This window comes from Nocardia amikacinitolerans NBRC 108937, assembly GCF_001612615.1.
GTDB classification, from domain to species: Bacteria; Actinomycetota; Actinomycetes; order Mycobacteriales; family Mycobacteriaceae; genus Nocardia; species Nocardia amikacinitolerans.
This window is the reverse complement of record NZ_BDAU01000057.1, coordinates 1-21,381: the sequence shown is the minus strand read 5'-3', so window position 1 is coordinate 21,381 and position 21,381 is coordinate 1. Positions and strand designations below refer to the sequence as shown.

The 21,381-nt window shown below is 67.1% G+C and carries 26 protein-coding genes; 16 read left to right on the top strand and 10 right to left on the bottom strand.

The window, feature by feature from the left end; all coding sequences use genetic code 11:
- The first annotated feature begins 132 nt into the window (after positions 1-132).
- The 5 genes from NAM01S_RS31280 to NAM01S_RS31260 all read left to right on the top strand — a co-directional run bounded on the left by NAM01S_RS31280 (position 133) and on the right by NAM01S_RS31260 (position 3,387).
- Positions 133-582, top strand: a complete 450-nt coding sequence (locus NAM01S_RS31280) for a MarR family winged helix-turn-helix transcriptional regulator (RefSeq protein WP_253799303.1) — start codon at positions 133-135, stop codon at positions 580-582.
- Positions 582-1,826, top strand: coding sequence for an MFS transporter (locus NAM01S_RS31275; RefSeq protein ID WP_067792322.1), 1,245 nt, complete (start codon positions 582-584; stop codon positions 1,824-1,826). Before NAM01S_RS31280 ends, NAM01S_RS31275 begins: the two co-directional genes overlap by 1 nt.
- Positions 1,827-1,914: 88 nt before the next feature.
- Positions 1,915-2,667 carry a DUF427 domain-containing protein gene (locus NAM01S_RS31270; RefSeq protein ID WP_067792319.1) on the top strand — a complete coding sequence of 251 codons (753 nt, stop codon included), beginning with the start codon at positions 1,915-1,917 and terminating at the stop codon, positions 2,665-2,667.
- A gap of 67 nt (positions 2,668-2,734) precedes the next feature.
- A complete protein-coding gene (locus NAM01S_RS31265) occupies positions 2,735-2,950 on the top strand; it encodes a type II toxin-antitoxin system VapB family antitoxin (RefSeq protein ID WP_067792316.1) in 216 nt (71 codons plus the stop codon).
- Complete coding sequence (locus NAM01S_RS31260) at positions 2,947-3,387, top strand: PIN domain nuclease (protein ID WP_067792313.1); 441 nt, start codon at positions 2,947-2,949, stop codon at positions 3,385-3,387. Before NAM01S_RS31265 ends, NAM01S_RS31260 begins: the two co-directional genes overlap by 4 nt.
- Positions 3,388-3,433: 46 nt before the next feature.
- Here NAM01S_RS31260 and NAM01S_RS31255 read toward each other — a convergent pair whose 3' ends face one another.
- Positions 3,434-5,125, bottom strand: a complete 1,692-nt coding sequence (locus NAM01S_RS31255) for an RNA-binding domain-containing protein (protein ID WP_067792310.1) — start codon at positions 5,123-5,125, stop codon at positions 3,434-3,436.
- A 160-nt stretch (positions 5,126-5,285) separates the two neighbouring features.
- The gene (locus NAM01S_RS31250; protein ID WP_067792307.1) at positions 5,286-6,203 is read right to left on the bottom strand and encodes an AraC family transcriptional regulator; all 918 of its coding nucleotides are present in this window, start codon (positions 6,201-6,203) and stop codon (positions 5,286-5,288) included.
- A gap of 96 nt (positions 6,204-6,299) precedes the next feature.
- Between NAM01S_RS31250 and NAM01S_RS31245 the strand changes: the two genes are divergently transcribed.
- Positions 6,300-7,343: a saccharopine dehydrogenase NADP-binding domain-containing protein gene (locus NAM01S_RS31245; protein ID WP_067792304.1), complete on the top strand. Its 1,044-nt coding sequence runs from the start codon at positions 6,300-6,302 to the stop codon at positions 7,341-7,343.
- Here NAM01S_RS31245 and NAM01S_RS35485 read toward each other — a convergent pair.
- Positions 7,318-7,515 (bottom strand): hypothetical protein, encoded by a 198-nt coding sequence (locus NAM01S_RS35485; protein WP_157107994.1) that lies wholly within the window; start codon positions 7,513-7,515, stop codon positions 7,318-7,320. The genes NAM01S_RS31245 and NAM01S_RS35485 overlap by 26 nt on opposite strands.
- Positions 7,516-7,554: 39 nt before the next feature.
- Here NAM01S_RS35485 and NAM01S_RS31240 point away from each other — a divergent pair, with 39 nt between their 5' ends.
- A complete protein-coding gene (locus tag NAM01S_RS31240; RefSeq protein WP_067792302.1) occupies positions 7,555-7,965 on the top strand; it encodes a cupin domain-containing protein in 411 nt (136 codons plus the stop codon).
- 63 nt (positions 7,966-8,028) lie between these two features.
- On the opposite strand, the gene NAM01S_RS31235 is transcribed toward NAM01S_RS31240, so the two are convergent.
- Positions 8,029-8,361, bottom strand: a complete 333-nt coding sequence (locus NAM01S_RS31235; RefSeq protein WP_084483458.1) for a hypothetical protein — start codon at positions 8,359-8,361, stop codon at positions 8,029-8,031.
- The gene (locus NAM01S_RS31230) at positions 8,361-9,623 is read right to left on the bottom strand and encodes a 3-ketosteroid-9-alpha-monooxygenase, oxygenase component (RefSeq protein ID WP_301318236.1); all 1,263 of its coding nucleotides are present in this window, start codon (positions 9,621-9,623) and stop codon (positions 8,361-8,363) included. The genes NAM01S_RS31235 and NAM01S_RS31230 overlap by 1 nt, the downstream gene beginning before the upstream one ends.
- 197 nt (positions 9,624-9,820) lie before the next feature.
- On the opposite strand from NAM01S_RS31230, the gene hsaA reads away from it, so the two are divergent.
- The 4 genes from hsaA to hsaB are packed head-to-tail and all read left to right on the top strand — an operon-like array spanning position 9,821 to position 13,384.
- Complete coding sequence (hsaA, locus tag NAM01S_RS31225; protein ID WP_067792296.1) at positions 9,821-10,984, top strand: 3-hydroxy-9,10-secoandrosta-1,3,5(10)-triene-9,17-dione monooxygenase oxygenase subunit; 1,164 nt, start codon at positions 9,821-9,823, stop codon at positions 10,982-10,984.
- A complete protein-coding gene (gene hsaD, locus NAM01S_RS31220; protein ID WP_067792294.1) occupies positions 10,984-11,865 on the top strand; it encodes a 4,5:9,10-diseco-3-hydroxy-5,9,17-trioxoandrosta-1(10),2-diene-4-oate hydrolase in 882 nt (293 codons plus the stop codon). Before hsaA ends, hsaD begins: the two co-directional genes overlap by 1 nt.
- 2 nt (positions 11,866-11,867) lie before the next feature.
- Complete coding sequence (gene hsaC / locus NAM01S_RS31215) at positions 11,868-12,773, top strand: iron-dependent extradiol dioxygenase HsaC (RefSeq protein WP_067792291.1); 906 nt, start codon at positions 11,868-11,870, stop codon at positions 12,771-12,773.
- 23 nt (positions 12,774-12,796) lie between these two features.
- On the top strand, positions 12,797-13,384 hold the full coding sequence (hsaB, locus tag NAM01S_RS31210) for a 3-hydroxy-9,10-secoandrosta-1,3,5(10)-triene-9,17-dione monooxygenase reductase subunit (RefSeq protein ID WP_067792288.1): 588 nt from the start codon (positions 12,797-12,799) through the stop codon (positions 13,382-13,384).
- Positions 13,385-13,536: 152 nt separating this feature from the next.
- Here hsaB and NAM01S_RS31205 read toward each other — a convergent pair whose 3' ends face one another.
- Complete coding sequence (locus NAM01S_RS31205; protein ID WP_067792285.1) at positions 13,537-14,295, bottom strand: SDR family oxidoreductase; 759 nt, start codon at positions 14,293-14,295, stop codon at positions 13,537-13,539.
- Positions 14,296-14,431: 136 nt separating this feature from the next.
- Between NAM01S_RS31205 and NAM01S_RS31200 the strand changes: the two genes are divergently transcribed.
- Entirely contained in the window at positions 14,432-15,004 is a 573-nt protein-coding gene (locus NAM01S_RS31200; RefSeq protein WP_067792282.1) for a YdeI/OmpD-associated family protein, read from the top strand.
- Positions 15,005-15,189: 185 nt separating this feature from the next.
- On the opposite strand, the gene NAM01S_RS31195 is transcribed toward NAM01S_RS31200, so the two are convergent.
- Entirely contained in the window at positions 15,190-15,750 is a 561-nt protein-coding gene (locus NAM01S_RS31195; protein ID WP_067792279.1) for a TetR/AcrR family transcriptional regulator, read from the bottom strand.
- A gap of 132 nt (positions 15,751-15,882) precedes the next feature.
- On the opposite strand from NAM01S_RS31195, the gene NAM01S_RS31190 reads away from it, so the two are divergent.
- Positions 15,883-16,497 carry a DUF2867 domain-containing protein gene (locus NAM01S_RS31190; protein WP_067792276.1) on the top strand — a complete coding sequence of 205 codons (615 nt, stop codon included), beginning with the start codon at positions 15,883-15,885 and terminating at the stop codon, positions 16,495-16,497.
- Between the two features lie 108 nt (positions 16,498-16,605).
- On the top strand, positions 16,606-17,376 hold the full coding sequence (locus tag NAM01S_RS31185) for an SDR family NAD(P)-dependent oxidoreductase (protein WP_067792273.1): 771 nt from the start codon (positions 16,606-16,608) through the stop codon (positions 17,374-17,376).
- 21 nt (positions 17,377-17,397) lie between these two features.
- On the opposite strand, the gene NAM01S_RS31180 is transcribed toward NAM01S_RS31185, so the two are convergent.
- On the bottom strand, positions 17,398-18,876 hold the full coding sequence (locus NAM01S_RS31180) for an AAA family ATPase (RefSeq protein ID WP_067792270.1): 1,479 nt from the start codon (positions 18,874-18,876) through the stop codon (positions 17,398-17,400).
- A gap of 206 nt (positions 18,877-19,082) precedes the next feature.
- On the opposite strand from NAM01S_RS31180, the gene NAM01S_RS31175 reads away from it, so the two are divergent.
- Together NAM01S_RS31175 and NAM01S_RS31170 are read left to right on the top strand one after the other, a co-directional pair.
- Positions 19,083-19,739 carry an SRPBCC family protein gene (locus NAM01S_RS31175; protein WP_067792267.1) on the top strand — a complete coding sequence of 219 codons (657 nt, stop codon included), beginning with the start codon at positions 19,083-19,085 and terminating at the stop codon, positions 19,737-19,739.
- A complete protein-coding gene (locus NAM01S_RS31170; RefSeq protein WP_067792264.1) occupies positions 19,739-20,137 on the top strand; it encodes an ArsR/SmtB family transcription factor in 399 nt (132 codons plus the stop codon). The genes NAM01S_RS31175 and NAM01S_RS31170 overlap by 1 nt, the downstream gene beginning before the upstream one ends.
- Before the next feature lie 10 nt (positions 20,138-20,147).
- Here NAM01S_RS31170 and NAM01S_RS31165 read toward each other — a convergent pair whose 3' ends face one another.
- The gene (locus tag NAM01S_RS31165; RefSeq protein WP_067792261.1) at positions 20,148-20,294 is read right to left on the bottom strand and encodes a DUF1059 domain-containing protein; all 147 of its coding nucleotides are present in this window, start codon (positions 20,292-20,294) and stop codon (positions 20,148-20,150) included.
- 51 nt (positions 20,295-20,345) lie between these two features.
- Positions 20,346-21,152, bottom strand: coding sequence for an SAM-dependent methyltransferase (locus NAM01S_RS31160; protein WP_067792258.1), 807 nt, complete (start codon positions 21,150-21,152; stop codon positions 20,346-20,348).
- Positions 21,153-21,381: the final 229 nt, after the last annotated feature.

Below are 21,381 nucleotides of genomic sequence, written 5' to 3'. Positions count from 1 at the left end.
TGGGCACCGCCTGTGTGAGGCGTGCAAAGGGTGTGTGGCACCGAGCCGGCCGGGCGCGGTGGGTGCGGTGGGCTATCTCACGGCAAATAGATAGTTAGCTTATGTAATAATATTTTGGTGCAGCAGGCTCCCGTGACGACAGCAGACATCGTGGTCGATCTCCTCGTCACCGCGGGCAGGCTGACCCGGCTGGCCGGGGTGATCGGCGACGACGATTTGCCGCGAGCCGTACTGCGGGCCCTTGCCGTCCTCGACGAGCACGGCGCGGTGCGGGTCAGCGAATTCGCCAGGATCGATCGATGCTCCCAACCGGCGGCAACGGCGCTGCTCGGCAGGCTCGTCGAGGACGGATTCGCGACGAGGACCAAGGACCCCGATGACTCGAGGGCGGTCGTCGTCGACCTCACCCCGGCCGGACGCGAGCGACTGGTCAGGGCACGTGCCGCCTATGGCACGGCCATGGCCGCCCGGCTCGCCGATTTCGACGTCGAACGACTCGCGCGAATGGAAACCGATCTGAACGAACTGCTGGAAGCGCTGAAAAACGCTGCTCCCCAGCACGATCCGTCGAGGGAACTTTGATGAGCACCGTAGTGGACACCCGCGCCGACACCGGCGCACCGGCGTCGACCAAACAGCCGAAAGCGGTCTGGGCGGTCGCCTTCGCCAGCGTCATCGCCTTCATGGGCATCGGCCTGGTGGACCCGATCCTGAAGCCGATCGGCGAGCAACTACACGCCTCGCCGTCGCAGGTCTCGCTGCTGTTCACCAGCTACATGCTGGTGACGGGCGTGGCGATGCTGGTGACGGGCGTGGTGTCCAGCCGGTTCGGTGCGAAGAAGACGCTGCTCGCCGGTCTGGCCATCATCGTGGTGTTCGCGGCGCTGGCGGGCATGTCCGGCACCGTCGGTGAGATCGTCGGCTTCCGCGCGGGCTGGGGTCTCGGCAACGCGCTGTTCATCGCGACCGCACTCGCCACCATCGTCGGCGCGGCGAGCGGCGGCGTCGCGCGCGCCATCATCCTGTACGAGGCGGCGCTCGGCATCGGCATCGCGACCGGTCCGCTGGTCGGCGGCGTGCTCGGCGGAATCAGTTGGCGCGGACCGTTCTTCGGCGTCTCGGTGCTGATGGCGATCGCGTTCGTCTGCATCGTCGTGCTGCTGCCCGACAGCCCGAAGCCCACGCATCGCACCTCGCTGGCCGCGCCGTTCCAGGCGCTGCGCCACCGCGGGCTGCTCACCGTCAGCATCACCGCGCTGCTGTACAACTTCGGCTTCTTCACCTTGCTCGCCTACACCCCGTTCCCGCTGGACATGGGCACCTACGCGATCGGCTTCATCTTCTGCGGCTGGGGCCTTCTGCTCGCGGTCGCCTCGGTCTTCCTTGCGCCCGGCTTGCAGCGCCGGTTCGGGACGCTGCCGATGATGGGTCTCGCGCTCGGGTTGTTCGCCGCCGACCTGGCGGTGATGGCGCTGTTCGCGGAGAACAAGACGGTGCTGATCGTCGGCACGGTGGTCGCCGGTCTGTTCCTCGGCGTCAACAACACCCTCATCACCGAGGCCGTGATGATCTCCGCGCCGGTGGAGCGTTCCACCGCGTCGGCCGCCTACAGCTTCGTCCGGTTCGCCGGCGGCGCCGCCGCGCCGTGGTTGGCGGGCAAGCTGGGCGAGCACAGTATCGCGCTGCCGTTCTGGGTGGGCGCCGCGTGCACCGCGGCCGCCGTGCTCGTCCTGGTCGTCGGGCGGGCCGCGCTCGCCCACATCGACGAGCACGATCCCGCGCCGCACTCGGTGGAGGAGGCGCAGGCGATCACGGTCGGCGACTGAGATTCGGCGTTTCGCGGGCCTCGTCGGCATGGCGGGGCCCGTTTCGGCGTCCGGAATCTGTCACACCTTCGGCGTACCGTCGAGAGGTATGACCGAAGAGCAGCGAGGCCGCGTCAAGGTCGCGACCAGCCAGAAGCGAGTCCGGGTTTATCTCGGCGGGCACCTGGTGGCCGATACGGACCGCCCGGTGCTGGTATGGGAGATCCCCTACTACCCGACCTACTACATTCCCGTCGCCGATCTGCACGCCAAACTCGAGCCGAACGGCGAGACCACCCACTCCCCCAGCCGTGGCGATGCCACGGTCTACGACGTGATCGTCGACGGCGTCACCGCGGCGGGCGGTGCGCTGCGCTACCACGATTCCCCGCTGCCGGAACTGAACGAACTGGTCCGGCTGGACTGGGACGCCATGGGCGACTGGTTCGAGGAGGACGAGCCGATCTACGTCCATCCGCGCGATCCGTATTCGCGCGTCGACATCCTCGGCAGCTCCCGGCACATCCGGGTCGAGATCGGCGGCGTCGTCGTCGCGGACTCCCACAGCCCGCGCATCCTCTTCGAAACCGGCCTTCCCGCACGCTATTACCTCCCCCTCACCGACGTCCGCCTGGACCTCCTGCACCCCTCCGACACCCACTCCCACTGCCCCTACAAGGGCACCGCCGACTACTGGACCGTCCGCATCGGCGACAAGGAATACCGCGACATCGCCTGGATCTACCGCACGCCGCTACCCGAGAGCCAGAAGATCGCGGGCATGGCGTGCTTCTACAACGAGAAGGTCGACGTCTGGATCGACGGCGTCCTCGAAGAGCGCCCCAGCTCCCCTTTCAGCTGAAAGCCCCTCGCCGCCGTATATACGCTCTGATATCTTCGATATACAAGGAGATATCAGGAGGTGCGGCATGGCTCGTACGGTGATCGACCTCGATGACGCACTCGTCGCCGATGTCGCCAAGGAACTCGGTACCGGCACGAAGAAGGACACCGTCAACGCGGCGCTGCGGGAAGTGCTGGAGACCCGCCGCCGGGCGCTGGCGCTCACCCGTCTTCAGGACGCCGTCGCCGAGGGCGCTTTCGACCTGGACATCCTCGAGAACAAGCGGAACTACCGGCCGTGAGTGCGGCGCGGTTCCTGATCGACACCAGCGCGCTGGTTCCGATCATGCGCCAAGACCCGGATTCCTTTGCCTGGCAACGCGCGGTCGCCGCTGGACTGGTCGCCATCTGCCCGATCGTGGAACTCGAGTTCTTCTACACTGCCCGCTCGGCCGCCGACCGTGAACGAACCATCGACGACATGCGCGTCCTCTTCGGCTGGGAACCGGTCGACGACCGCGCTTACGCCCGAGCCTGGGAAGTCCAGGGCGAGCTGACCAAACGCGGCAAACACCGCAGCGCCGGTCCGGTCGACCTCGTCCTCGCCGCCACCGCGGAACTCCGCGGCCTCACCCTCCTGCACCGCGACCACGACTTCGACCAAATCGTCGCCATCACCGGCCAGTCCCACCGCTGGCTCGGCAAGGGTGACAACGACTTGAACTCCACCGATGCGTAAGAGATCACGAGGAGCCGCTGAGACGCTCGAGTGAGCTTCGATTTCGTCAACGATGCGCCGGTTCCGGTGCGATGTACCGTGCCGTCCTGCGTTCCCCTTCCAGGACGAGATTCCCCCGCCGAGCCATCCGTCGCAGCAGGCTACTTGCCTGCTGCGAGGTCAACATACACAGTTCAGCCGCTTGCGCGCGGGTGATCGACCCCTCGGCTTCGACGTACTGCAGCACCATCTGCTCCTGCTGTATCGGATCCGTTCCACGAACCCGGACATAGGCGGAGGGCCTGTCCAAGGCGCGATACACCCCGGCCGAGAGATGGTAGGTACGGCCGCGTCCTGCGCCCCGAAGTTCGACGAGACCGTCTTCCGTCATACGGCCAAGACCTGCACGGGTCTCCCCGACGGTGCGGTGCAACTGCTCAGCGATCTCCGCCAGGGTCATCTTTGTCTGCCACCGCAACTCGTGCAGGACCTGAAGGTCGAAAAGTCGCATCGGTTGTCCGGTCGACTCTTCCCGTTGCAGAACGAATCGCGCCAGCTCGATATCCGCGTGCCCGAGCGGGATGACGGCGCGGACCGAGCGATCATCCGAACGGCTGTAGTCTGGCGCATCTCGCCCAAGCCGCAACAAGGACGCATACATCTGGCTGATGCCGCGACCGCTCCGCTCGACGATGCCGGCGCGGCGAAAGGCATCGGCGAGCAGCGGGCTCCGAGGATGGGAGACCGACAACAAATTGTCCAAACGAACGCCTGGCGGGAAACCACCCGGACTGATCACCTCGAAACTGTCGTCGTTGATGACGACGCGAACCGGTCCGAGTGCCGTGTAATCACGATGCACCAGAGCATTCGCGATCGACTCACGGGCCGCGACTACAGGCACATTGGGAATCGCGACACGTAACAATCCGAATTGCAACTCCTCCTCTCGGTTCCAAGTGGATACCCTCTCGAGCAGTTCCTCTGCCACCTTGAACAATGGCCCGCGCGTGAAGTGATTGACCTCGAGTGCCAGACCGCTGAACAGCTGGAACGCCGCCTCATGATTGGGGATGTGCGCGACGATCGACTGCTCACGGCCGAAAAGCAGCACTGCGCCCAGCGTCGGCTGGTCGAAGTCGCCGTCGGCCGAATGGAGGAGGCCCAGGGCCCGGCAGATCTCGACATCCGACAGATTGACGATGACGGGATCCGCACCGGATGCCCGTGCCATTCGTCGGAAGCGGTCGAACTCCGCCGGATCGAGGTCCGACAGCGTCGCACCACGCGCTGGCAACGATGCGAAATCTACGGCACCACGATCGATTTCGTGTGCGAGCATTTCGTATGCAGGGAAGGGAACACATTGCGGAGTGCCATCTATCTGCAAGGTTCGCCGAACATACAGGCCACCCGTCGTCCCGACGACTCGTTTCGATTTCGGAACTTCGATCGCAATGACCTCGTGCCCGCCTACAACCACCAGACTGGTCCGGGTCTGCAGCAGCGGTACGGTCCGGTTCGCAATCAATGCGTCGACCCGACGCGCATCTGTTCGATCCCCATGCCGAGGCGCGGCGCCGGTCACCCGGCCATCATCCTCGACACCGATGAAGAGGACACCGCCGTCCCCGTTGGCCATGCAAACGACGGTCTCGATCATGTCCGAGTCGTTGAACTTGTTCGCCGCGCCTCGCTTGAACTCGACCGTAAGACTTTCGCCGCCCGCGATCAGCTCCGACGCTCGCCCACTCTCCATGCACGCAATCTTATGCATAACTTTGCGCACATGACACACCCCTGCTGCGGTTCAACGCAAACTTATGCATACGCGACGCACGTACGGGGGCAGTTGAGACCCAGCCGGTCGGCCAAGTTGGGACCGAGTCTGCGCGCGCATCGGCAGCGCGGGATGGGCCTCACACCGCGACGACCGCGGGTTGGGTTGGGGTGCGGCGGTAGTGGCCGGGGGCCTGGCCGTATTCGCGTTTGAAGGCTTTGGCGAAGGCGAATTCGGAGGTGTAGCCGACTTTTCGGGCGATGGTGTGCAAGGGGGCGTCGGTGTCGCGGAGGAGGCGGGCGGCGGTGAGGAGGCGCCAGCGGGTGACGTAGGAGAGCGGGGGTTCGCCGACGGTGGCGGTGAAGCGACGGGCCAGGGTGGCGCGGGAGACGCCGGCGATGTCGCTGAGGTCGGGGACGGTCCAGGCGCGGGCCGGGTCTTCGTGGACGGCGCGCAGGGCGGCGGCGACGGCGGGGTCGGCGAACGCGCCCGCCCAACCGGTGGGGCGGGCGTCGGCCTGTTCGTCGAACCAGGCGCGCAGGATGAACAGCAGCATGGTCTCCAGCAGCGCGGGCACCGCGGCATCGCTGCCCTGGCACGGTTCGGCGATCTCGGCGGCGAGCAGATCCACCGCACCGCGCAGCGCGGGATGACGGCCGGGGCGGGCGGGCAGATGGATGAACTCGGGTAGTTCATCGAGCAGCGGGTGCGACCGCGCTCGACCGAGTTCGTATGCGCCGCAGAGCAGTTCGGTGCGCACGCCGGGTCCGACGATCTCGCGCGGCTCGCCGGGCTTGGCGGTTTCGGTGACGGGGCTGTCGAGATTGTCGACCAGGTCGTGATCGGCTCCGCGCGGCATGAAAAGCACGTCGCCGGCACCGAGCGCGATCGGCTCACCCTCCGGCGGAACGACCCAGCAGGATCCGCGCAGCACGACGTGGAACCCCGCGCCGGGCACGACCGGATAGCGGCGCCCCCACGGCGCGTGCCTGATGAACAAGCCGGACGCCGGATTCCCGGTGCGAATGGCCGCTATGGTCTCGCTGAGAATGTCCACGGTAGAAACCATACGCTCATCGAGTGAGCGTTTCAGACATGAACGCGAGCATCCAAGCCATTCATTTGCTCGCCGCCCGCCCATAAGTTCATACCCATGACACAGCGGACAACCTCCCCCACCATCGCCGTCTACGGCGCCACCGGCCACACCGGCGGCTACCTGCTCGACGAACTCAACCGCCGCGGCCTCACCCCGATCCTGGTGGGCCGCAACGCCGAACGCATGCGTGCCGCCGCCGAAGCCGCGGGCCTGACCGACGCCGAGATCCGCGTCGCCGACCTCGCCGACCACGCCGCCCTGGTCGCCGCGTTCACCGGCGTCGACGCGGTGATCAGCAGCCTCTCCGCCTACGTGCGCAATGGCGAGCCGGTCCTGGCGGCCGCCATCGAAGCGGGCGCGCACTACACCGACATCTCCGGCGAACAGCTGTTCCTGAAGAAGGTCTTCGACGATTACGCGACCGCGGCCGAAACAGCGGGTGTCACAGTCGTTTCCGGTATCACGGACAACAACATCGCGGGCGACCTGCTCGCCAATCTCGTCGCGCGGCGGGTGAACGGCCCGGCCGAGATCGTCATCAGCCACCTGAGCAAGAGCGGAGGCAACGGGTCGAAAGGCAGCGCCAAGACGGTGTTCGCCAGCCTCGACTGGTTCAGCAGCGGCGGTTGGCATTTCGCGGACGGCGAGCTGCGCACCGGCCCCGCGCGGCATCCGGAGATGACCTTTCCCGGCGACACCGCGCCCACCGCCGTCGGGAAGTTCCCGCAGCCGCCGGTGCTCACCGTCCCGAGGCACACCGAGGTCGTGTCGGTCGAGGGCGTGCTCGCCGCCGAAATCCTGGACACCCTCGGCTCTTTCACCGAGGAGCTGATCGAGCAGATCCCGGACGAGCCGAGCTCGGACCTGCGCTACGAGGTGATCGTGGACGCCCACGCCGAGGGTCGGGTGGTGCGCGGCGTGGTCGACGGTGTCGACTCCTACCGCGATTCCGCCCTGCTCGCCGTCGAGATCGCGACCAGACTGGCGGCGGGCACCGCCAAGCCGGGCGCGCTGGCACCTGCCGAAGCGTTCGAGCCGACCGAATTCCTCGACGCTCTCGCGCGATTCGGTATCACCTGGCGCATCGAGGAAGCCTGACCTCGGCGCGTTCCGCCGCGACCGGGTCGGCTTCGAGTCGGACGAGCAAGCCCGGCTCGGCGGCGGCCAGGTACGGCGCCATCGCGGCGGCCACCTCTGCCCCTCGTCGAGCCGATCCGTACTGGCGACGCACGACCTCGCGGTACAGCAGCGAGTAATGCGAAACAGCCACTGGGGCGGCGCATAGGGCGAGCGCGAATAGAGTCGGGGTATGACCGACGACCGGCCCGCGCTGGCCATCGCACTCGATTTGGAGCCGCACCCAGAGGGCGGCTGGTATCGCCAAACCTGGCGCAGCCCGGTGGAATTCACGCCTCCCGGATATCCGGGCGCGCGGGCCGCGGCCACGATGATCCATTTCCTGCTGATGCCGGGAGAACGCTCGGCCCCGCACACGGTGCGGTCGGACGAGCTGTGGCTCTGGCACCGCGGCGGACCGCTCGCGCTCGACATCGGCGGCGAGGAGATCGTCCTCGGACCCGATGTCGAGCGCGGTCAGCTGCTGCAGGCCGTGGTACCCGGCGGCGTCAGCCAGGCCGCGCGACCAGTCGGCGACGAGTACGTCCTGGTGAGCTGCATCGTCGCCCCTGGCTTCGACTTCGCGGACTTCCAGCTCGACTGAGTCGCTGCCCGCCGCCCGCGCGGAGCCCACCGCGCACGGCCGGAGCAGACGCGGAGGTCCGCCTTACTTCGGAACCTCGATCACACCCTCGTCGACCGCCCACTTGATGGTCTTCTCCAACTGCGGACACGTCTCGGGACGACCGGGACGGCCGCCCGACGCCGCGAGCTCGGCGAAGACCGGGCAGTGCGCTTCGGGCGGCTCGGTCCACTGCACGGAGGTCTGGTGCGAGCTGGACTTGCGCACCAGCACCTCGCTCCGGCAGGCCTGACACCGCAACGGCGTCAGGCCCTCCTCCAGGTAGCGCTGCTTGTCGGCCACGGTCTGGGCCTGCACCGCCGCCCGCCGCGCGGGCTGATCGGCGAAGTCCGGCGCCTTGGCCCAGGTGGCCGCCATCAGACGCCTGCCTCGGCTTCCTTCGTCGCCTGCTCGGCCTCTTCGGCTTCGCGCTTGCGACGCAGGTTCTCCGCCACCTCGGCCTCCCACGCCTCGTTCGCCTTGGTGGTGTCCACCTCGAACTCGAAGCGCTGGGTCATCTTCTCGGTGACGTCAGCGACGTCCACGTAGAACTGGTCGTACCAGCGGCGCAGCTGGTAGACCGGGCCGTCCTCCTCGCACAGCAGCGGGTTCTCGACCTTGGACTTGTGCTTCCAGATCTCGACGTCCTGCAGGAAGCCGACGCTGATGCCCTCGGTCATCTTCTCGGCCAGCTTGTCGGCCATCTCGCCGTCGACGCCCTTCGGCTTCTCCAACGTGATGCCCCACTGCAGCACGAACGAGTCCTGCGTCACCGGGTAGTGGCAGTTGATCAGGACGCTCTTGACCTCGTAACCGCTGTAGACGTTGATCAGCGGGTTGATCATGTACGAGGGGCCGAAGTACGAGGCCTCGGACTTCAGCAAGGTGTCGCCGCCGTACTTGGAGGCCATGCCGATGTCCGGACGGCCCTTGGTTTCCAGGAACTGGGTGGCGATGTGTCCCTCGAAGACGTTCTTGAAGTACGTCGGGAAGGCGAAGTGGATGTAGAAGAAGTGGGCCATGTCGACCACGTTGTCGATGATCTCGCGGCAGTTGGCGCCCTCGATGAGCATCGAGTTCCACGTCCAGTCCGTCCAGCCGCTGTCGAGCTGGTCGGTCGGATTGCCGTCCGCGTCGGTGTAGGGCCCCTCGATGTGCGGGATGGTGATCTCCGGCGGCGGCTCGTTGCCCTCGTGGTCGTGCCAGACGAACAGCTGACCGTTGCGCTCGAGGGTGGTCCACTTCCTGGTGCGCGCGAGCGGCGGAACGCGGCGCGCGTAAGGGATGGAGCTGCACTTGCCGTTGACGCCGGACCAGCGCCAGTCGTGGAACGGGCAGGCGATGTCGTCGCCCTTGACCTCGCCCATGCTCAGGTCGCCGCCCATGTGCCTGCAGTAGGCGTCGAGCACCCGCAGTTCGCCGGCGCTGTCGACCCAGACCACCAGCTTGGTACCGAACACGTTCACCGCGTGCGGCTTACCGTCCCGGAACGTTTTGGCCAGGCCGAGGCAATGCCATCCCCGCGCATAGCGGGTAGGCACCGAGCCGACATCCAGCTCCCTGGGCTTACCCACCCCGCCGGCTCCGCCGGCTGCCGTCCCCGTGGCCCTTGCACCGCTCCCTTTGGGGGTAACTGCCATCGCGATTCTCCTCCTTCTGTACTAGAACACGTTACAAAAATGTCCTGCCGCATGCCAGCTATTCGGGCCACTTCCTGCGGATGTCCATCTCCGACCTGCGATGAACGGCGGTTCTCGACAGAAATAAGAACCTGTTCTAGTCTCAGAGACAAATGAGTACCGGTTACCAATCCGACCAGGCAGGAGCAGGTCCCGAGATGACGCAAGAAGTGACCGAGCGGGTCGAAGCGCTGTTGCCGACACTGCGTGAGCGCGCGCAGGAGGCCGAGGATCTGCGGCGCATCCCCGACGAATCGATCAAGGCGCTCCAAGAGACCGGCTTCTTCCGACTGCTACAGCCCAAGCAGTGGGGCGGATACGCCGCCGACCCGGTCGTCTTCTACGACACCGTCCGCAAGCTGGCCAGCGCGTGCGGTTCCACCGGCTGGGTGGCGGGCATCGTCGGTGTGCACAACTGGCACCTCGCGCTGTTCGACCAGCAGGCGCAGGTCGATGTCTGGGGCGAGGACACCGAGGTGCGGATCTCCTCCTCGTACGCCCCCATGGGCGCGGGCACCGTGGTGGACGGCGGCTACATCGTCAAGGGCGCGTGGGCCTGGTCCTCCGGCTCCGACCACGCCACCTGGGCGGTGCTGGGCGGTCCGGTCATCAAGGACGGCAAGCCGGTGGACTTCGGCAGCTTCCTCATCCCGCGCACCGACTACCGTATCGACGACGTGTGGAACGTGGTCGGCCTGCGCGGCACGGGCTCGAATACCGTTGTGGTGGAGGACGTTTTCGTGCCGAAGCACCGGTTCCTGAGCTTCCGCGCGATGAGCGAGCTGAAGTCGCCCGGCCTGGAGCAGAACCCGGACCCGGTCTACAAGATGCCTTGGGGCACCATCCATCCCACCACCATCTCCGCGCCGATCGTCGGAATGGCCTACGGCGCCTACGCCGCGCACGTGGAGCACCAGGGCAAGCGCGTGCGCGCGGCCTTCGCGGGCGAGAAGGCCAAGGACGACCCGTTCACCAAGGTCCGCGTCGCCGAGGCCTCCAGCGACATCGACGCGGCATGGCGCCAGCTCTCCGGCAACGTGGCCGACGAGTACGCGTTGCTGAAGGAGGGCAAGGAGATTCCGTTCGACCTGCGGGTGCGGGCCCGCCGCGACCAGGTGCGCGCGACCGGGCGGGCGATCGCCTCCATCGACAAGCTCTTCGAAGCCTCTGGCGCCACCGCGCTCGCCAATGGCACTCCGCTGCAACGCTTCTGGCGGGACGCGCACGCGGGCCGGGTGCACGCGGCCAACGATCCCGAGCGCGCGTACGTCATGTACGGCACCCACGAGTTCGGCCTTCCGGTGACCGACGGGATGGTGTGATGACCTCGACGGTGGAACTCACCTACGAATCGACCTCGCACTACGCGCAGGTGCGGCCGGATCTGCGGCTGCACTACCACGAGGCGGGCAGCGGCAACGATCCGACGATCGTGCTGCTGCACGGCGGCGGCCCCGGCGCGTCGTCCTGGTCGAATTTCGCCCGAAACATCCCCGTGCTGGCGCAGAATTTTCATGTGCTCGCGGTGGATCAGCCGGGTTTCGGCAAGTCGGACAAGCCGGTCGACCATCCGCAGTACTTCGCGCACTCGGCCTCCGCACTGAAGGATCTGCTGGACCACCTGGAGATCACCGACCGGGTGCACATCCTCGGCAACTCGCTCGGCGGTGGCTCCGCTGTCCGGTTCGCGCTGGACTACCCGGACCGAGCGGGCAAACTGGTGCTGATGGGCCCCGGTGGGCTCAGCCTCAATGCCTTCGCGCCGGACCCGACCGAGGGCGTGAAGCAGCTCTCCCGCTTCAACTACGAGCCGACCAGAGCGAACATCGAAGCGTTCCTGCGGATCATGGTCTTCGACCAGAAGTTGATCACCGAGGAACTGATCGACGAACGCTTCGAATCGGCCAAGACCCCCGAGGCGCTGGCCGCGACCCGCGCCATGGGGAAGTCGTTCTCCGGCCCCGATTTCGAGCTCGGCATGCTCTGGCGCGACGCCTACAAGCTGCGCCAGCCGGTGCTGCTGATCTGGGGCCGCGAGGACCGGGTCAATCCGCTCGACGGCGCCATCCTCGCGACGAAGATGATCCCGCGGGTGCAGTTGCACGTGTTCGGCGGCTGCGGCCACTGGGCGCAGCTGGAGAAGTTCCACGAATTCAACCGGCTGGCAACGGACTTCCTGTCCGGATCCGGCAAGGAGAAGTAGACATGGGCATTCGATCGCTCGCCTATCTGCGCATCGAGGCCACCGATATGGCGGCCTGGCGCGAATACGGCCTCAAGGTGCTCGGCATGGTGGAGGGCAAGGGCGGCATCCCCGACGCGCTCTACCTGCGGATGGACGAATTCCCGGCCCGGCTGGTCATCGTCCCCGGCGAGAAGGACCGGCTGCAGGTCTCCGGCTGGGAGACCGCCAATGCCGAAGAGCTGCAAGACATCCGGAACCGGTTGGAAGCCGCGGGCGTGCCCTACAAGGAGGGCAGCGCGGCGGAGAAGGCCGATCGGCGCGTCTACGAGCTGATCATTTTCGAGGACCCGTCCGGCAACGTGCTCGAGGCGTTCCACGGCGTCGCCCTGGAGCACCGTCGGGTGGTCAGCCCGTACGGGCACCGGTTCGTCACCGAGGAGCAGGGTCTCGGCCACGTGGTGCTCAGCACGTCCGACGACAAGGCCGCGCTGGAGTTCTACCGCGACGTGCTCGGCTTCCGGCTGCGCGACTCGATGCGGCTGCCACCGCAGATGGTCGGCCGCCCCGCCGACGGCGAACCGGCCTGGCTGCGGTTCTTCGGCTGCAATCCTCGCCACCACTCGCTGGCGTTCCTGCCGATGCCGACCCCCAGCGGCATCGTCCACCTGATGCTGGAGGTGGAGAACGCCGACGACGTCGGCCTGTGCCTGGACCGCGCGCTGCGCAAGAAGGTCAAGATGTCGGCCACCCTCGGCAGGCACGTCAACGACAAGATGCTGTCCTTCTACATGAAGACGCCAGGCGGCTTCGACGTCGAATTCGGTTGCGAGGGTTTGGAAGTCGACGACCACGACTGGATCGCCAGGGAGTCCACCGCCGTGAGCCTGTGGGGCCACGACTTCACGGTTGGCCAGCGCCAGCAATGACCGACGGGGTGAGCGAGCCTGTGATGGAGACGAAAGCGACCGCCGACGGACATCCGGTGATCGATCCGCGCCAATTCCGAAACGTGTTGGGGCAGTTCTGCACCGGCATCACCGTCATCACCGCATTCGGCGACGACGCGGCGCCGATCGGCTTCGCCTGTCAATCGTTCGCTGCCCTGTCCCTCGATCCGCCGCTGGTGCTGTTCTGCCCCACCAAGGCGTCGCGCTCCTGGGCGGCGATCGAGAAGACCGGACGCTTCTGCGTCAACATCCTCGCCGAGGAACAACAGCAGCTGTGTGCCCGTTTCGGTTCCCGCGAACCCGACAAGTTCGCCGGAATCGCTTGGCACGCTTCGGAACTGGAGCTCCCGGTACTGGACGACGCGCTGGCCACGATCCAGTGCACGGTGGACAGCGTCGTCGACGGCGGCGATCACTACATCGTGATCGGCCGCGTGCAGGTCCTGTCGGAGTCCACGGACTCCGGCAGGCCCCTGCTGTTCTACCGCGGTCAGTACACCGCCATCGAGCCGGAGAAGACGGTGCCGGCGCCGTGGCGGGCCGATCTCGACCACTTCCTCACGACGACGACGCTGGACACCTGGTTGTAGGCGTACCCCCGCCTTCGCTCGGCCGAGCGCGCGCTGCGTCCGCAGCGCTGGTGCCGCGTCGAGAATGGTCGGCGCGGTAACCGACCGAAGGCCCCCTTCATCCCGCCAGACCGACTGGACGTGACCTTCATTCACCCGGTACAGGGGTGGCGTCAGAAGTAGGCGTTCCCCTGGTCGGCGCTGACGAACTGCGCCCACCGCTGCGTGCCGTCGGTGTGGTCGGGGCAGGTGTTCCGACCTTCGCGGAACGCCCGCGCCACCTCGCCCGGCGCGGGCACCCGCACGACCCGACGCGGTCGCGACCTGATCGTGCGCCATGTTTCGGCGAGCTCGCCCAGGGTCAGCACTTCGGGGCCGCCGAAATCGGGGGCGCGGCCGAGCGGCGGGCCTTGAATCAGTTCGGCGGCGCGTGCCGCCACGTCCGTCGCGGCGACCGGCTGGAACCGAAAGTCGGTGGGCAGCGGCGCGATCGGCAGCCGTTCCACGCCGTACATGATCGACGCGATCAGCTCGTGGAACTGGGTCGCGCGCAGGATCGTATGCGGCACACCGCTTTCGGTGACGAGCTGTTCGCAGGTGAGCTTGTGGCGGTAGTACTTGAACGGGATGCGGTCGATGCCGACGATCGACACGTACAGCAGGTGGTCGACGCCCGTGGCGGCCGCGAGCAGATTGCGGGTCTGCTCGACGTCGGGGCCGCCGAACTTACGGAAGTCCGAGGCCGCGTGCACGATGGCGTCCACGCCTTCGACCGCCTCCGCGACGCCCTCGCCCGTCCGCAGATCTCCCACGTGCGTGCCCGCGCCCGGCCGGCGCGAGAGGACTCGCACCGCATGCCCCTCCCGGCGAAGCAGCGCGACGATGTGCCTGCCGAGCGCCCCGGTTCCTCCGGCGACAAGAATGTTACCCATGAGTAACTAGTACTCCTTCCCCTTTGAACACCACAAGTGCCGAGACCCGCGAGTCGCGATACAAAACTGCTCACTTGGTGAGCACTTATGTGCGGAGGATCAGAAGAAGAGACCATCCCGCACCTCGGAGGCCACCATGAACCAGCTCGACGGCACCGAAATCCACACCTTCGCCGACTCCGCGCGCTGGGAGGCGTGGCTCGCGGCCAACCACGACCGGTCGACCGGCGTCTGGTTGAAGATCGCGAAGAAGAACGCCGCGAGCGCGACGATCACCATCGCCGAGGCGCTCGACGGCGCCCTCTGCTACGGCTGGATCGACAGCCACCGCCGCGCGCTCGATGCCGACCACTACCTCCAGCGCTACTCGCCGCGTCGCCCGAAGAGCCCCTGGTCGCAGGTCAATGTCGAGAAGGTGGAGGCGTTGGTCGGCGCGGGGCGCATGCGCGAACCCGGTCTCGCCGCAGTGCGCGCGGCGCGCGCGGACGGGCGCTGGGACGCCGCCTACGAACGGCAGCGCACCGCGACCATTCCAGACGACCTGGCTGCGGCGCTGGACGGAAATCCCCGAGCGCGCGGCCGGTTCGATCAGCTCGACCGCACGGGGCAGTACGCGCTGTTCCTCCGGTTGATGAAGGCGCGCGGCGAGACCGAACGCGCGGCGAGAGTGCGGCAGATGGTCGAAGAGCTCGGACGCGGCGCAGGCTGATTCGCACGGGTCGGCGGCCCTCGGTCACCGGTCGACACCCGACGGATCCTCGTCGCCGACCCGATCCTCGGATCCGAAGAACTCATCCGCCTCCCGGCGCATCGCCGCGCAATCCACCGGCGGCAGTCTGCGATGCCGAGCGACCAGCTCCTCCGCAGTGCGTCGCCGCTCACGGCCGACTGCCGTCATTGCCGAGGTTCCAGCAAAAACGCCGAGGCGAGGGCGACCACCTCGCGGCGGCTGCGGTCGCCGTGGTCGGCGGCAAGCAGGTGTTTGCCGACCGCGAGGCTGAAGGCGAGCATGCTGCGGGCCTCGATCTCGTCCGGGTCGGTGCAGTAGGTGCCGAACAGTTCGCGCAGGTACGCCATGCGCTCGTTGTCGACCCGGCGCAGGCGCTCGGCGACCGCCTCGTCGCGGCGGGCCCAGTCGCGCACGGCCAGGTCGATCGGGCGGAGACGATCGTCGGAGAAGGTGAGCAGACCGGCGCGCTGGATCTTGGTGCGCGCGTCGCCGCCCTCCTGCTCGACTCGCTCGACCACCGCGCGGGTGCTCTCGCGCTCCCAGGTGTCGAGCATTTCCTCCAGCAGGGCGTTGCGGTCGGCGAAGTGACCGTAGAACCCGCCCTTGGTGACGCCGAGTGCCGCGGCGATGCTCTCGACGCGGACGGCGTCGGGGCCGCCCGCCGCCAGGGCGGCGAGCCCCTGCTCGACCCACCGGCTGCGGGGTGTGCGTGTGACGGCGACCATGCCACCAGTATCGCCGAGGGTGTCGACACCGCGGGCGCGGCGGTCTACGATCGATAATATACGGTTACGTATATATGAAAGACGTTGCTGTGCAGCATAATTCACGCTGCACGTCCATCGGAGGAGGCCGACATGACGACTCCATTTCCCGTCCCGACAGCGCGACCGGGCAGAAAGATCCCCGACGAAGAGCACACCGAGCGCCCGTGGCGAATCCACGAAATCGCCCCCGATTTCGCGCTGTACGACGTGTGGGCGCTGCCGACGCCGGGTGGTCCGGACGACCTGCCGCGACTGATCCGGCTCATCACGACCGACGACGACACACCGCAACCGCTGGTGTTCCGCGCCCTGTTCGAGATCCGCTGGAAGCTCGGCGCGCTGCTCGGCTGGGACGACACCGACTCCGGGGTCGGCGCGCGCGTCACCTCGTTGCGGGAGCGGCTGCCCGACGATCTGCGTGCCGGGCCGCACGGACCCGATGTCGAGGGCTTTCCGTTCACCTCGGTGTATCTCACCGAGAACGAGTGGGCCGCCGAGATGGCCAACCGCACCGTCCACACCGTGATGCACATCGGCTGGGTGCGCGACGGTTCGGGTTACCGAGGGCAGATGGCCGTGCTCGTCAAGCCGAACGGATTGTTCGGCAAGGTGTACATGGCGGCGATCGCGCCGTTCCGGTACACGCTGGTGTATCCCGCGCTGATGCGCATCTTGGAGCAGGGATGGCAGCGGCAGGCCGTATAGTCGGCCGCCGGATCGAGTTCTGCTCAGGGCAGACGGCGGAATCGCCGCGGGCGGTTGGCTGTTCGTAAGTATTCGTACCAGCAACACGCTCCCTCGGAGGTTTCGCCCGTGCGCGCCAACAGCTCTCGCTTCGACGACAAGATCGCCCTCGTCACGGGCGGCACCAGCGGGATAGGACTCGCGGCCGCGCGCCGTCTGCTCGACGAGGGCGCGCGGGTCGTCGTGACCGGTCGCGACAAGAGCCGCCTGGACGCGGCGGTCGACGAGTTGGGCGGCGGTGAGCAGCTGCTCGGGATCCGCAGCGACGTCGCGGAACTCGGCGACATCGACGCGCTGACCGACACCATCCGCGAGCGCTACGGCCGCCTCGACGTGCTCTTCGCCAACGCGGGCATCGCCGCCTTCCAGCCCACCGCCGACATCACCGAAGCCGAGTTCGACCGCGTCGTCGACATCAACTTCAAGGGCGTCTTCTTCACCATCCAGAGGACCCTTCCGCTGCTCGCCGACGGGGCGGCCATCGTCGTCAACGCCTCCTGGGCCATGCACCGCGGCGTCCCCGGCGCCTCCCTCTACTCCGCCACCAAAGCCGCCGTACACAACCTCACCCGCACCCTCGCCGCCGAACTGGCCCCGAGGAAGATTCGCGTCAACTCCATCAGCCCCGGCTACATCGAAACCCCCTCCTACCGCGACAACGTCTCCCCCGAAGCCAAAGCCGCCGCCATCACCGCCGTCGCCGCGGGCCGCCTCGGCACCCCCGAAGACATCGCCGACGCCGTAGCCTTCCTCGCCTCCCCCGAAGCCGCCTACATCAACGGCCAAGACCTCTCGGTCGACGGCGGCCTCATCACCGCCATCCCCGACCGCATGCTGTAGGAGAGCGAACGGGCCTCGCGATCAACGTCCGTACAGTTCGTCGAGACCGATCAATTCGACCTCACCGCGACGCTGCGCGTCCTGCAGATCCGCGCTGAAACCGACACCCGAGAAGCAAAGCAGTCTGGTGTCGGAGGTGTCGAATCGTTCGCCTTTCGCGACGAGGTCCCGAATTCTGCGCAGCCGTTCCAGATGGCCGAGGCCCATCGTCTCGTTCCACTTCGCCTCGCCGATACCCAGCAGCGGCGGTCGGCCGTCGTCGCTGTGGCCGACCGCCACGACATCCACCTCGTGGGTCGTCCGATTGGCCGAGTCGTTCACCGTGCCCGAGGTCACGCCAACCGGCCAGTCGCCGAGTCGATTCAGGCTGTCGGAAGTGCTGGAGAAATGCAGCGCCCAGTCCCGGCACACCCGCTCGAAATGCGGACCGACGACATTGCTCGCGAACCGGTGCGCCGCTCGCTGCCAGATACGCCGGGTGTCGGTCGCCAGCGTCAGCTGTGGCCAGAACGGCCGCATGATCGCGTGATAGAAGGTGAGCAACGGCTCGGCGATACGGAAATCGGTACGGTTGGCGCGAAAGGCGTCCATCTCGCGCCGAATCAGCCCGGCATCCTCCAGGACCGTGAGCGGGTGTGCGAGTTCGTTCGTCTTTCTGCCGACATGGCCCGCGATGCCACCGCGTCCCGTGTTTCCCGTCGCTATGGCATTGAGCACCGAGTGGTAGAGCGCACCTTCCCGTAGATCCGGCTCCTCGGCGAGCAGGTAGCGCGCTTCCAGGAACATCGGGCTGCCCGGCGAGAGAATCGCGCGGACAATCCAGTCGTCGAAGTCGTCGACATCATGGGGAGCGTCGTAGCGGATCATCTCGGTCCGGTAAGCCGGTGTGCCGCCGACGACAGCGTGGACGAGCAGAGCGAGCCGCGGATCTTCGATCTGCCAGAACTCGGCGGCCTGGCGGTAATTCAAGGTTTGGATCGGCAGTTCCAACGAGGCGCGCCCCCGTAGTGGCGCGTTGCCCGAAAGCAGTCCGCCCATGAACGACATCGCCGAGCCACACAACAACAATCGGGTGCGCGAGGAGACTCGTTCGGAGCGCCGGGGGGCGTACGCGCCTTGAATGATCGACGGCAGGGCCGGATTCGCCCGTGCGAGATAAGGGAATTCGTCGATGACGACCGGCAGGTTGCGTTCGGCACCCATGCGCAGCAGTACGTCGAGCACCTGCCCCCAGTTCGCAGGCGCGAACGGAACAACCGGCTGGAGATGCCTGGTGAGCGCTTCGCCGATCGAGGCGAGCGACTCGGCGTCGGTGGCTTCCTGGGCCGAGAAATAGAACCCGCCCGCGACTTCGCACAGAGCTTCCAGCAGGAAGCTCTTGCCTTGTCGCCGGCGGCCGGAGATCACCCCCAGGGAAGCGCCAGGGGCCTCATCGCTCGCGAACCGGGTCAGTGCTGCCCATTCGTTGTCGCGATCGAACACATCCGCGGGCTTCTGCATGCGACTTCCGTCCTGAGAGAAGTGTACTTATCATAACTGTACTACTCTCAACTCGCTTGCGATCGGGTCGCTGACCAGGCGCGACCACGCGAACCGCCCGCCAGGGATTCAAGTAGGGCCGACTCCGCAGAGAAGAAATTCGGGTAAGCAGGCTCGGGAGCCGCACGTAGACTAATATAAGTAGAAACTTATCCAAGGAGGTAGTTATGCCGTTGTTGACGGATCCGGCGGGTATCGCGGGGCTGGTGGTTCGGGAGGTTCGAACCGGGGAGCGGGGTGGGGAGGTTACGCGGATCGCGGTGGCGCGGCGGAGTTATGCGACGGATCAGGCGGATCTGTGGGACGCGTTGACGAATGGGGAGCGGATTCCGCGATGGTTCCTGCCGGTGAGCGGGGAGTTGAAGCTGGGTGGGAAGTATCAGCTCGAGGGGAACGCGAACGGGGTGATCGAGGAGTGCGAGGCGCCGCGGCGGTTCGCGGTGACGTGGGAGATGGGCCCGCAGGTGTCGTGGCTGACGGTGACGCTGAGCGCGGACGGGGACGCGACGGTGCTCGAGCTCGAGCACGAAGCGCCGGTGGATCCCGAGTTCTGGGCGCAGTACGGTCCGGGGGCCGTGGGTGTCGGCTGGGATCTGGCGCTCATGGGACTTGCGCTGCACCTGGACGGTGCGGCGGTGCTGGATCCGGCCGAGGTGCTGACCTTCCACACCACCGCCGAGGGCGTGGCGTTCATTCGCGCGGCGGCCGAGGGGTGGGCCGACGCGGCGGTCGCCGACGGCGACGACCCGACCGCGGCGATCACGGCCGCGGACCAGACGGTGACCTTCTACACCACCGAGCCCGAGGACGGCGCCGAGTCCTGATGGTCGCGTCTCCGGCGAAGATCTTCGAGGCGCTCGGCGATCCGATCCGCCGCTACATTCTCGAGCTGGTGGCGGCCGAGGAGCAGCCTGCGGGCGCGCTGGTCGCGGCCGTGCAACAGCGCGCCTCCATCTCCCAGCCCGGCGTCTCCCAGCATCTGAAGGTGCTGCGCGACGCCGGGTTGGTGAGCGTGCGCGCGGAGGGCACGCGTCGCCTGTACGCGCTCGACCCCGCCGGTCTGGACGCGGCCCGCGCCTGGCTGACCGCGTTGACCGAGCCGCTGCACCAGTTCAGCCAGCCCCTCGACGCCCTCGCCACCGAAATCGCCCGCGGCAAACGGGCCCGGCGCACCGCCGAACCGCCCGCCGAGGAGACGACGAGAAACACCCGGCATGCCTGAACAGCGCGAATCAGAAAGCGATGAAGAGGATTTCGTCGCGGGAGTACTCGTGCCCGGGGTGCTTGTCGGCGAGATGCGCCTGGGTCTTGGCGACGAGATCGTCCTCGTCGGTGCCGACGATGGATTCCCCGCAGGGGCAGTTCAGGTTTCGCTTCATGGTTCGTCCTAGGTCGCGGTCGGCGGGTCACCGACCGAATGGAAAGTGGGGTCAGGGCTTTCGGGCCAGGCCTGCGACGATCAGCTGCTCCCAGACGGTGAGCTCGCGAACGGCGGTCGGGCCTGTGACGGGGTCGGGCCGCCACTGCGAGACTGGGACAACACCGGGTTCCAAGATCTCGAGATCACCGAAGAGTTCCGCGATCTCGTCGTCGGTGCGCCACCGGCCGCGGCCGAAGGTGGACTGCAACTTCTGCTCCACCGCTTCGGTCTCGGCGTTGTTCCCGGAGCGGAAGTGCGAGATGAACACCGCGCTGCCGGAGGGGATCTGGTCGGTCCAGAAGCGGACGATCTCCGCCGGGTTCTCGTCGTCGTTGAGGTGGTGCAGGATGGCGCTGAAGACGACCGCGACCGGCTGCTCGAAATCGATCAGCCGGATGACGTCGGGATGCTCGCGAATTCCCTTCGCGTCGCGGACGTCGGCCTGGATGACGACCGTGCGATCGTCGGCCTCCAGCAGCGCGCGCCCGTGCGCGAGGACGATCGGATCGTTGTCGACGTAAACGACTTTGACGTCCGGTGCGTGCCGCTGCGCGACCTGGTGCACGTTGTCGGCGGTCGGCAGGCCACTGCCCAGGTCGATGAACTGCCGCAGGCCGGCCTTGGCCAGCTCGCCGACGGCGCGAACCAATACCTCACGGTTGGAGGTCGCGATGACGACCGAGCCGGGAAGATCGTTCTTGAAGTGGTCGCCGATTTCCTGATCGACCGGGTAGTAGTCCTTGCCACCGAGCAGGTAGTCGTAGACCCGAGCGATGCTCGGCTTGGACGGATCTATCACGTTCGAGCTATCGGACACGTTCGCACCCCCGACTCGCCGGATATTGTCCCCGCCAATAGTAGGAGACGTCCGCGTGCGGCCGCGCCCGACTACCAACGACCACAGCCGAATTCGCCGATCGACCGCGGCTTGTCGCCGACTTCATCGCGGGTGACCGCGCTGCGCCTCCGATTCACCGCGGGCGACCTGGCTGCGCCTCCGATTCACCGCGGGCGACCTGGCTGCGCCTCCGATTCACCGCGGGCGA

Excerpts from the sequence above, each read along its gene's own strand:
- hsaC (WP_067792291.1), top strand. The coding sequence starts at position 11,868 with ATGGGCATTCGATCGCTCGCCTATCTGCGCATCGAGGCCACCGATATG.
- NAM01S_RS31255 (WP_067792310.1), bottom strand. The coding sequence starts at position 5,125 with ATGGAGAGTGGGCGAGCGTCGGAGCTGATCGCGGGCGGCGAAAGTCTT.
- NAM01S_RS31275 (WP_067792322.1), top strand. The coding sequence starts at position 582 with ATGAGCACCGTAGTGGACACCCGCGCCGACACCGGCGCACCGGCGTCG.
- NAM01S_RS31270 (WP_067792319.1), top strand. The coding sequence starts at position 1,915 with ATGACCGAAGAGCAGCGAGGCCGCGTCAAGGTCGCGACCAGCCAGAAG.
- NAM01S_RS31175 (WP_067792267.1), top strand. The coding sequence starts at position 19,083 with ATGCCGTTGTTGACGGATCCGGCGGGTATCGCGGGGCTGGTGGTTCGG.
- NAM01S_RS31230 (WP_301318236.1), bottom strand. The coding sequence starts at position 9,623 with ATGGCAGTTACCCCCAAAGGGAGCGGTGCAAGGGCCACGGGGACGGCA.
- hsaD (WP_067792294.1), top strand. The coding sequence starts at position 10,984 with ATGACCTCGACGGTGGAACTCACCTACGAATCGACCTCGCACTACGCG.
- NAM01S_RS31180 (WP_067792270.1), bottom strand. The coding sequence starts at position 18,876 with ATGCAGAAGCCCGCGGATGTGTTCGATCGCGACAACGAATGGGCAGCA.
- NAM01S_RS31265 (WP_067792316.1), top strand. The coding sequence starts at position 2,735 with ATGGCTCGTACGGTGATCGACCTCGATGACGCACTCGTCGCCGATGTC.
- NAM01S_RS31240 (WP_067792302.1), top strand. The coding sequence starts at position 7,555 with ATGACCGACGACCGGCCCGCGCTGGCCATCGCACTCGATTTGGAGCCG.
- NAM01S_RS31200 (WP_067792282.1), top strand. The coding sequence starts at position 14,432 with ATGAACCAGCTCGACGGCACCGAAATCCACACCTTCGCCGACTCCGCG.
- NAM01S_RS31235 (WP_084483458.1), bottom strand. The coding sequence starts at position 8,361 with ATGGCGGCCACCTGGGCCAAGGCGCCGGACTTCGCCGATCAGCCCGCG.
- hsaA (WP_067792296.1), top strand. The coding sequence starts at position 9,821 with ATGACGCAAGAAGTGACCGAGCGGGTCGAAGCGCTGTTGCCGACACTG.
- hsaB (WP_067792288.1), top strand. The coding sequence starts at position 12,797 with ATGGAGACGAAAGCGACCGCCGACGGACATCCGGTGATCGATCCGCGC.
- NAM01S_RS31165 (WP_067792261.1), bottom strand. The coding sequence starts at position 20,294 with ATGAAGCGAAACCTGAACTGCCCCTGCGGGGAATCCATCGTCGGCACC.
- NAM01S_RS31190 (WP_067792276.1), top strand. The coding sequence starts at position 15,883 with ATGACGACTCCATTTCCCGTCCCGACAGCGCGACCGGGCAGAAAGATC.
- NAM01S_RS31195 (WP_067792279.1), bottom strand. The coding sequence starts at position 15,750 with ATGGTCGCCGTCACACGCACACCCCGCAGCCGGTGGGTCGAGCAGGGG.
- NAM01S_RS31170 (WP_067792264.1), top strand. The coding sequence starts at position 19,739 with ATGGTCGCGTCTCCGGCGAAGATCTTCGAGGCGCTCGGCGATCCGATC.
- NAM01S_RS31245 (WP_067792304.1), top strand. The coding sequence starts at position 6,300 with ATGACACAGCGGACAACCTCCCCCACCATCGCCGTCTACGGCGCCACC.
- NAM01S_RS31205 (WP_067792285.1), bottom strand. The coding sequence starts at position 14,295 with ATGGGTAACATTCTTGTCGCCGGAGGAACCGGGGCGCTCGGCAGGCAC.